At 38.7% G+C, this 8,805-nt stretch carries 12 protein-coding genes and 1 pseudogene; 2 read left to right on the top strand and 11 right to left on the bottom strand.

Features of this window, described 5'->3' with window-relative positions; all coding sequences use genetic code 11:
• Positions 1-200, top strand: a pseudogene (locus CYP05_RS02300) (methyl-accepting chemotaxis protein); the annotation flags it as partial.
• Between the two features lie 291 nt (positions 201-491).
• On the opposite strand, the gene modD reads toward CYP05_RS02300, so the two are convergent.
• The 10 genes from modD to CYP05_RS02250 all read right to left on the bottom strand — a co-directional run bounded on the left by modD (position 492) and on the right by CYP05_RS02250 (position 7,645).
• A complete protein-coding gene (gene modD / locus CYP05_RS02295; RefSeq protein WP_103641871.1) occupies positions 492-1,325 on the bottom strand; it encodes a ModD protein in 834 nt (277 codons plus the stop codon).
• 1 nt (position 1,326) lies between these two features.
• The gene (locus tag CYP05_RS02290; RefSeq protein WP_021088499.1) at positions 1,327-1,584 is read right to left on the bottom strand and encodes a hypothetical protein; all 258 of its coding nucleotides are present in this window, start codon (positions 1,582-1,584) and stop codon (positions 1,327-1,329) included.
• Positions 1,585-1,594: 10 nt separating this feature from the next.
• Positions 1,595-3,058: an alanine/glycine:cation symporter family protein gene (locus CYP05_RS02285; protein ID WP_035145198.1), complete on the bottom strand. Its 1,464-nt coding sequence runs from the start codon at positions 3,056-3,058 to the stop codon at positions 1,595-1,597.
• Positions 3,059-3,072: 14 nt separating this feature from the next.
• Positions 3,073-5,163 carry a heavy metal translocating P-type ATPase gene (locus CYP05_RS02280; protein WP_410369097.1) on the bottom strand — a complete coding sequence of 697 codons (2,091 nt, stop codon included), beginning with the start codon at positions 5,161-5,163 and terminating at the stop codon, positions 3,073-3,075.
• Complete coding sequence (locus tag CYP05_RS02275; protein ID WP_012001864.1) at positions 5,132-5,452, bottom strand: hypothetical protein; 321 nt, start codon at positions 5,450-5,452, stop codon at positions 5,132-5,134. The genes CYP05_RS02280 and CYP05_RS02275 overlap by 32 nt, the downstream gene beginning before the upstream one ends.
• The gene (locus CYP05_RS02270) at positions 5,452-5,766 is read right to left on the bottom strand and encodes a hypothetical protein (RefSeq protein ID WP_009293949.1); all 315 of its coding nucleotides are present in this window, start codon (positions 5,764-5,766) and stop codon (positions 5,452-5,454) included. The genes CYP05_RS02275 and CYP05_RS02270 overlap by 1 nt, the downstream gene beginning before the upstream one ends.
• A 9-nt stretch (positions 5,767-5,775) precedes the next feature.
• A complete protein-coding gene (locus CYP05_RS02265; RefSeq protein WP_035142523.1) occupies positions 5,776-6,087 on the bottom strand; it encodes a hypothetical protein in 312 nt (103 codons plus the stop codon).
• Positions 6,088-6,118: 31 nt separating this feature from the next.
• The gene (locus CYP05_RS02260; protein WP_103603640.1) at positions 6,119-6,769 is read right to left on the bottom strand and encodes a ferritin-like domain-containing protein; all 651 of its coding nucleotides are present in this window, start codon (positions 6,767-6,769) and stop codon (positions 6,119-6,121) included.
• Positions 6,762-7,085, bottom strand: a complete 324-nt coding sequence (locus CYP05_RS02255; RefSeq protein WP_002942231.1) for an HMA2 domain-containing protein — start codon at positions 7,083-7,085, stop codon at positions 6,762-6,764. The genes CYP05_RS02260 and CYP05_RS02255 overlap by 8 nt, the downstream gene beginning before the upstream one ends.
• 113 nt (positions 7,086-7,198) lie before the next feature.
• Positions 7,199-7,645 (bottom strand): Fur family transcriptional regulator, encoded by a 447-nt coding sequence (locus CYP05_RS02250; RefSeq protein ID WP_103641870.1) that lies wholly within the window; start codon positions 7,643-7,645, stop codon positions 7,199-7,201.
• A 150-nt stretch (positions 7,646-7,795) separates the two neighbouring features.
• On the opposite strand from CYP05_RS02250, the gene CYP05_RS02245 reads away from it, so the two are divergent.
• A complete protein-coding gene (locus tag CYP05_RS02245) occupies positions 7,796-8,005 on the top strand; it encodes a hypothetical protein (protein WP_002942234.1) in 210 nt (69 codons plus the stop codon).
• A 106-nt stretch (positions 8,006-8,111) separates the two neighbouring features.
• On the opposite strand, the gene CYP05_RS02240 is transcribed toward CYP05_RS02245, so the two are convergent.
• On the bottom strand, positions 8,112-8,777 hold the full coding sequence (locus CYP05_RS02240; protein WP_087582203.1) for a lipid-binding SYLF domain-containing protein: 666 nt from the start codon (positions 8,775-8,777) through the stop codon (positions 8,112-8,114).
• Positions 8,778-8,805: the final 28 nt, after the last annotated feature.

Below are 8,805 nucleotides of genomic sequence, written 5' to 3'. Positions count from 1 at the left end.
TAGCTCAATCAATAAATGAAATGAGTGAATCAATCAAAGAGCAAAGTGAAGGCATAAATATGATAAATCAATCAGTTGCTCAAATAGATAATCTAACAAAAGAAAACGTGGTAATTGCTAATAAAGCTAATGAAGTAACAAGCGATGTTGATAACATGGCTAAGACAATAGTAAGTGAAGTAAGAAAGAATAAATTTTAATCAAACTGCTTCATAAATCTTAATAAATTTCAACCTGGTTTATACTGGGTTGGGGTTTAATTTTTGCAAATTTTAAAATTCAATTCGCTCGCAAGAATTGACTACTAAAATTTGGCTTCGCTTATCGCTTAGCTCAAATTTTAGAGCCGAAATTACTCGCTCATGAAATTTTAAAATTTGATCGAAATCTTTTGATAGCGCATGCGGATTAAAACTCTAGTAAATTTTAAAAATTTGGTAGAGGCTTATTATTTGCTATAAAGGTTAATATGTATTTTTATTTGTAAAATTTTACAAAATTTCAAGTCTTGCGCTGATGTCAGCAACGCCTTTTGAATACATCGCAGAAGTGACTATCGCATCGGCATTTGCATAATCTTTTGCGTTTGCCAAATTTACGCCCCCAGCTGCTAAGATCATAGTATTTGGTGAAATTTCATCTCTTAAAGCTAGCACGTTTTTGATAAGCTCTGGGCTAAATTTATCACACTGCACGACGTCGCATCTTGCTTTCAAAAGCTTGCTCGTCTCATCTAAATTTTCAGCCTCGACGCAGATCTTTCGCTCGACCATTTTGGCTTTAAATTCTGGCAAATGTGAGATAAATTCATCAAAACTAGCGCAGGCTTTTATGTGATTTTTAAAGAAAAGAACGCTGTCGCTAAGTCCAAGTCTGTGCATACCGCCACCGCCTTCAAGCACGGCTTTTACACAAAATTTCTTTGCAAATGGGAAACTCTTTCTGGTTGCTAAGACTTCGCATTTTTCATTGACACTTTTTGCAGCTTTTGACATTTTGTTTGTGTAGGTTGAGATGGCGCTAGCATATTCTAGTGCGACTTGGGCTAGTTTCCAAGCCTTATGCACGTCTTCGTAGCTACCATAAATTTTTATGATCACATCGCCAGCCTTGCAAATTTGAGAGTTTTTGACAAAAATTTCGCTCTCGCAGCCAAGTAGCCTTGCTATGCTTGCTGCCACATCTATGCAGCTAACGCAAATTTCATCACGCGAGTAAATTTCAAGCGAGGCTTTTTTATCGATATTTTGAAGCGACGTTGTGAGGTCAAAGTAGGGTAGGTCCTCGTTTATGTAGTCTAAAATTTCAGCGTCGCTTAGTCTCATTTTATGCCTTTTTTGAAGCGGTTTTTGCTTTTACGATCATCTTTTTAAAGATGCCGTTGTCGTAAAGTCCAGCGTGGTAAAGCGCAAAGCATGTAAATGCGATGCCAGAAACTACGTGGAATTTTTTAACAGATCTATTTTTCATAAAAAGTGCGCTTAGGCAAACAGATGCCAAAGTGACGCTCATGCCGACCTTTGCTACTTGTCTGTGGGTATTTAGATCTAGTAGTTTGCCGCTTATCTTTATATCTTTTCCCAAATTTTCTCCTTTAGTTTTTGCTCCAGCAGCTTGTATTTTTTATGCCTAGACTCTCTGGGTCAAATTCTGGATTTTTACCAGCTTTTCTTTGAGCTTCGTAGTCTTTTATCGCTATTATCACCACTTTTGATAGCAAGAAAATGGCGATGATATTTATCGTAGCCATAGCTGCCATCGTGATATCAGCGATATTCCAAGCTAGTTTTAAGTTCATCTGAGCGCCTATAAATATCATAATCACTGCTGTGATCTTAAATGCTAGCGTTAAATTTTTGCTTTTTGTTAGAAATTTCATATTTGCCTGTGCGTAGTAGTAGTTGCCGATGAGCGATGTGATGGCAAATAGCACTACTGCAAGGGTCGTAAAATGTAGTCCAAAGTCGCCAAAATACTCTTTCATCGCTGCTTGAACAAGGGGTAGGGCGGTTAGCACTTCGCCACTTACACCAGTTTGTTTTGTAAGATATGCTTGAGAAAAAAGCACGATCATACCAGAGGCGACGCATATCGTCATATCGATAAAGACCGCCATTGCTTGCACTAGCCCTTGTTTGACTGGGTGACTTGTGTGCGCCGCAGCCGCCGCATTTGGCGCTGAGCCCATGCCAGCTTCGTTTGAGAAAAGTCCTCTTTTTATGCCTATCACGATCACGCTTCCAGCAAATCCACCAAAGATCGCTTTAAAATCAAATGCGCTTTCTATGATCATCTTGATGACGGCTGGAATTTCTTTGAAATTTAAAACGATCGCGATGATAGCTAGCAAGATATAAGTAAGCGCCATAAAAGGCACGATGTATGAGCTAACTTTACCGATGATGTGGCTCTTACTAAAAAACATCACAGCCGTAAATGCTGTAAGGATAAGTCCGATGCCAATAGGCAAGCCGCTTTGTGCAAAGGTGATGTTGCTGCCTGCTTTGTCGTAGTAAATTTCAAAAGCAGAGGTCATGGTGTAACTTTGAAGCCCGTTAAAACCATAAGCATAGGTGATGATGAGGATGATGGCAAATAAAGAGCCAAGCCACTTTATGCCAAGCCCGTTTTTGATGTAGTAAGCTGGGCCACCTTTAAAGCCAAAGACATCTTTGGTTTTATAAATTTGAGCCAAAGTGCTCTCGATAAAGGCTGAAGCTGAGCCTAAAAACGCCATCAAACACATCCAAAAAAGTGCTCCTGGACCACCTGCGACGATGGCAGCTGAAATTCCAGCGATGTTGCCGATGCCGACACGCGAAGCAGTCGAGATCATCAGTGCTTGAAACGGCGTTAGATGGTGCTTGTTATACTTATCCTTTTTCTCTACCAGAACTCTGCAAGCTTCAAAAAACATCCTAAACTGCACAAAACGGGTAAGGTAGCTAAAGTAAATTCCTGAAGCTACAAGGATGATAACCAAAAAATATCCATATAAAAAGTCGTTGGCTACATCCATTTTGCCGTTTAAAAAGTTTAAGAAATTCTCAAACACCATCTATCCTTTCAAATTTATTTTGACTTGATCTTCACGCCCTTCATTGAGTTGAGCAGAAGCCAGATCGTCGTGCCATTGTGAAGCATGGCAGTTGCTATTGGATTTAGCATGCCAAGCGTTGCGGCACTTAGTATGGCTGTATTTACGCCAACGGTCGAGCGGAAATTTGAGCTAATTAACTTCATAGTTTTATTAGCAAGCTCTTTTGCAAGCGCTACGCTCATGATGTCATCTTTTAAAAGGCTTATATCAGCTGTTGCTTTGGCGATATCAGCACCTTTGTGCATGCTTATGCCAACATTTGCTTTTGTTAAGCTTGGCGCGTCATTTATGCCATCACCTACAAAAGCGACCTTTTTGCCCTCACTCTTTAGCTCTTCGATGATCGCTGCTTTGTCCGTTGGCAAGCACTCAGCATAGACCCTATCAAGCCCAAGCTCGCGCGCTACCTCTTCAGCCTTGCTCTTTATGTCGCCACTTAGCATAACTATCTCTTTTACGCCAAGATTTCGTAGTTTTGCCACCATATCTTTAGCGTTTGCTCTCATATCATCTTTCATGGCTATGACGCCAACAAGCTCTTTGTCGTATCCTACGTAAAGCAAGGTTAGACCGCTTTGTAGAGCCTTGTTTATAAGCGCTTCGTGAGCTTTAAAGCTTATCATCTCATCATCTTCTAAAAAGTGCCTACTGCCGATAACGACCTCTTTGCCATGCATCGCAGTTTTTACACCGTGAGCCACGATAAATTCGACCTCGTCGTGGTGAATATGGCTAAATCCACGCTTATTTGCAGCCTCAACTATCGCTTCAGCCACTGGGTGGAAGTAGTGCTCCTCGGCACTTGCGGTTAAATTTAAGATATCAGCCTCTGAAAATCCATCTTTAAAAGAGTAAATTTCAACCACACTTAGGCGTCCGTGAGTTAGAGTGCCGGTTTTGTCAAAGACAAATGTATCAACCGAACTTAGAGCCTCGATCGCCTTTGCGCCTTTTATGAGGATGCCGTTTCTGCCAGCCTTTGAGATGCTTGACTTAAACGCAACTGGCGTAGCAAGCTTAAGCGCGCAAGAGTAGTCAGCCTGAAGCACGCTTGCAACGCTGTTCATATTTTTGTTTATAACATACGAAAGCCCAGCAAGAGAGAGTGTGACTGGCACTAGTTTATCAGCTAGTTTTAGAGCTTTTACGCCGATGGCTGATTTTTCATTAAGTGAAGTTTGGATGTACTCTTTGATCCTTGCGGTTGCGGTGTCGCTACCTACGTTTTCAGCCCAAATTTTGATCCTACCTTCATCGACAACAGTGCCACTTATGACGCGGTCGCCTCTAGCTTTTGCCACGGGTTCTGCTTCTCCAGTCATTGAGACTTGATTGACGTCAGCATTACCCTCGACGATGTAGCCATCAACGCCTATCGTCTCTCCAGCTCCGACTACTACGATGTCGCCTTTTTTTAAATTTTCGGTTTTTACTTTTTCAAGTGTCTTTTCACCGTTTAAATTTCGCTCGACCCAGACCTCTTCGATGTTTGGTTTGGCTAGCTCTTTGATGAGATCATCACTTCTGTGGCTAGCACTTTCTTCCATGTATTCGCCGATATTTATCATCAAATTTGTGCTATTTGCAGCCAAATGATCACCCATTGCAAGGCTTGTGCCAATAGCTGTTGCTTCAAGCACTTTTGAGGTGATGCCCTCATGCCTTAGCTCTTTTGCGCCTTCTATTAAATTTGGAGCTGTGGCGTAAAGAGTTACGGCTGATTTTAGAGTTTTATTACTCATAAATGGCGTTACTCCAAGTGCAGCAGCAGCTTTGTAGATATTTGCTTTGCTAGGCAGGCTCTCATCTTTTGGCTTGGTTGGAAAATCATAGCTTTTTATAAAATCTAAAATTTTCTCATAGCTCTTATCAAACTCGACAACTATGCTTTTTGCGTATTTATTTACACGCACGCTTTTTGCATCGGTTCGCTCTGAGATCGCAGCCTCGATGGCGCTAACATCGCTTCTAGCGTTTAGGCTCTCGCAAATAAACCTCGCTCTATTTTTGCTCTTGTGAGCTAGAGTGACCTTATTTTTGTGAGTCAAGTTCTGCTTTGACATCTTCAAAACGCTCTTTTAGTTCTTCTATGCCAGCGTTTATTAGCTCGCCACCTTTGATGATCGCTTTAAATACGCACTCTTGTGCTTTTGGATTGGTTAGCACATAAGCTGCTATGCCGCCTAAAAGTAGGCCTTTTACAAAGCCAGCTGCGTTAAAATTTTCAGGTACAAATGGTAAATTTTGAGCTGCATTGTTTATCGCATTATCAACTGCACTTGGCTGAGTTGCTGCTGCGTCATTTGCTGCTACTTCGTTTGCGTTTTCTTCATTGATATAAGGGTTATTCATTATTTACTCTCCAATTTTATTAGTTCTTCAGCTATCAAAAGACCGCCGATGCCAGCTGCAGTAAAAGCCGCTGCGTTTAGATATTTTTTTTGCGCTATCAAATTTGAAGCATGAATGCCAACAGCACCTACAAAACCGCCAGTTACGGCGTATTTTGCTATCTTTTTAGCGACATCTTTTTTAGTTGCTCTGTTGTTTAGATAGTCGCTAAAGCCAAGCGCGGCCGCACCCATGCCAGCGATCAAGGCTCCACTGATGAAGTGATCAAATGGGAGTCTTGTGTTTGAAAGTGTAAAAAGACTATTTTCTTGCATTATCTATCCTTAAGCTATATCGTTTGGTGTGATAGCTTTTGGAGCTGCTGGCTTTTTAGCACGTGGTTTTCTTGTTTTTTTAACCACTTTTTCAGCCTCTTTTTCTACTTTTTTAACGCCACGTTTCGCTTTTTTCTCTTCTTTGACCATGAAGTCTTTTGCGTCTTTTGCGACGTTTTTACCTTTTTTATAAAGATCTTTTGCAGCCTCTTTGCCTTTATCTAAGCCATCTTTGGCGCACTCTTTGATCTTATCTCTTTTACTCCAAGCAACTACTGCTAAACCGCCTACTGCTAAACCTGCTAAAAATGGTAATGCCATTTTAAATCCTTTCTTTGTTTGATTTTGTAAATTATTCATCTTCTTCATCCTTATTTAAATTTTTGCTAACTACTGAAATGCCTAATGCCCCAAGCGCAAGTCCGCTAAAAAACGAGAAATTTGGATTGTTTGTGATCTTTGCCAACTCGCTTTTATCAGCCTTACCACTTGCGATATTTTGCAAGCTTTTAGTTATCTCATTAAAGTCATTTTGATAGCTTTCTAAAATGTTTGTTATGCCATTTTGCTCAAAATTTTGTGAAATTTCATTTAAATTTAGCTCATTTTTTGCCTCACATCCGCTATAAATTTCTTTTAAGCAGTGCTTTAAAGAGGCGATATATTCATTATTTGAAGTAGCCCAAAGTCTAAAAAATAGATCTTTTAGCTCCTCATCGTCTAAGCTTTCACAAAATTTTTCATACATTTTGTTTAGCTCATTTTCATAGTTTAGTGCCTCTATTAGCGCATCTTCTTTATTTTTTGCTGGCAAAAAGATAGCTTCATTTTCGCAAACAAGCTCATACTCATGCGCACTTGCAAATTTTTCTATCAAGACGATAGCATTTTTTCTCACACTTGCGATTTGATCAAATACTTCGCCAAATGAAGCTAGACTTTCATATAGCCTGAGTGCGTTTTTTTCGCTCGTATAAGAGGCGTTTAAAAGCTCGTTAAGCATATTTTACTTCTCTTGCTACTTCATTTACTTTGGCTGAAATTTCTTCTAAATTTTGCCCTTTTAAGAGATCCTCCCAGAGATTTTTAGGGAAAATTTCATGATCGTATTCGATCGTTACAGAGCCGATTATCTTGTTAAATTTAACATTTTTTATGCCATTTATCTGAGCTATCATGTCATCTAAACTGGCTAAATTTACGCTACTGCTTAGCTCTTTTATCTTTGGGCTAACCCTTACTCTTAGTCTGCCATTTGTGTGAGCTATCATCGAAAAATAGCTTGCAACTTGTGCTAAAGTTTGTGTTTTTATATCCATTTGTTTCCTTTTATTTTCCTTTTATATTGATGTCGTATTATCTATTATGTAACTTAAACAAATCTGAAATTTTTTTGTCTTTCATTATCAAAAAGTAAAATGAAATGATAAATTTAAATCCCATTTTTTGCTTGACAATCACTGCAAATTCCATAAAGTATCATCTTATGAGACTCAGCATTAAACGATCTTTGGCTACAAATTTGATCTTGTCTTTGCTCTATCATCTCATCTTCAAAATCAACCACTTTGCCACAAATTTCACATATCAGGTGATCGTGAGAGGATTTTAAATTTAGCTCGTAATTTTTAACACCATTCTGCTCAAAACTATTTGCCAAATGGTGCTCTTCAAGAAAATTTAAAAAGGTATATATAGAAGTCATTGAAATTTCATTTTTGTAAGTTTCATAAATTTTTTGGCAAATTTCTTGAGCATTTAGATGTGACTTGCTAGCAAAAAGCACACGCAAAATTTGCTCTTTTATCTCAGAGCCTTTTTGACCAAAAGCTTTTAAAAACTCGTTAAAATGCTTGTAAAATAGTTCAAAGTCTTCCACAAAATCCCTATCAAATTGATAATGAAAGTAAAGATTTTACAACTTTGCTACTAAAAAATGCATAAAATTTCTTACGAATTTAAAGTAAAGTATTTTATAAGCTTCTTTTGGTATAGTTTCGCATTTTTTAAATCAGAATTAAGGAACGAAATGACTTACGACGAGCTAGAATTAGACGCCGTTTTGTTAGAGGTTTTGGAAAATAGAGGCAGCTTTGACTCGATGGATGACGAAGAGCTTTACGAGCTTATCGAGCAAGTCGCGCAATACACAGACGGCGACTACGAAGAGGCGTTTGAATATATGACTCAATTTTCTCCGATCCCTAAAAAACGCTTTGTATCACTATTTATGGTTTAGCAAAAGGCTAAGCCATAATCTTGCTAATTTATAAATTAAATTTCTAAAATCTTTAAAATGTCAAAAAAGAGCTTGACTCTTCTGAAAGAGCCAAGTTGCGAGGTTTTTATAAAAAGTATTTTGAGATTATCTCTTTAAATTTGATTGTATATTTGCTAGCTTTTGGGCTGTTATTGTAGATATCTTCAAATTCATACATTCTATCGTAGTAGTCGTTTGTATCTTGTGCATTTATCTTAAGTCTTGCCACGTCTAAGCTAACGCCAACAAAAGCTCCACTAGTCTTGCCACGCTCCTCTACAAATGCTGAAATTTCAGGCAAATCGCTAGCTATCGCCACTTCGTTGCCAACGCCGCCAGTTGCTTCTGCTTTTAGGCTGATCGTATCTTTTGCGTTAAATAAGCTTGCGTAGGCTTCTGAGTTTTTAAACAAGATGATCATATCTGCTGAGCTATATCCTAGCTGAAGTCCGATGCTGCCAGATGTGTAATTTACAAAAAATGGGCTTGACCACTCGCCATCGTCGTTTTTAGCGATAAATACGCCTTTGCCTTTTGAGCCAGTGATGATCGCACCTGCTTTTGTCACGTCTGGGATGATAGCGATGGCTTTGATGCCTGTAAATTTGGTATTTGGTTTTAAATTTCTAGTGCCAAAAGCATTTAAAATGTTTATCGCGTTTTTTAGTTTTTGATTTTGGATCACGTCAGCGTTTAAATTTAACGCAAAAAATGAGCCGATCAAAAAGAGCAAAGTTAGAATTTTTTTCATCAAATTTCCTTATTTAAAATTTTTGTTA

The sequence above is a fragment of the Campylobacter concisus genome (assembly GCF_002913545.1).
GTDB lineage: Bacteria > Campylobacterota > Campylobacteria > Campylobacterales > Campylobacteraceae > Campylobacter_A > Campylobacter_A concisus_AV.
The sequence above is the reverse complement of the archived record's forward strand: the minus strand, read 5'-3'. Positions and strand labels throughout refer to the sequence as shown.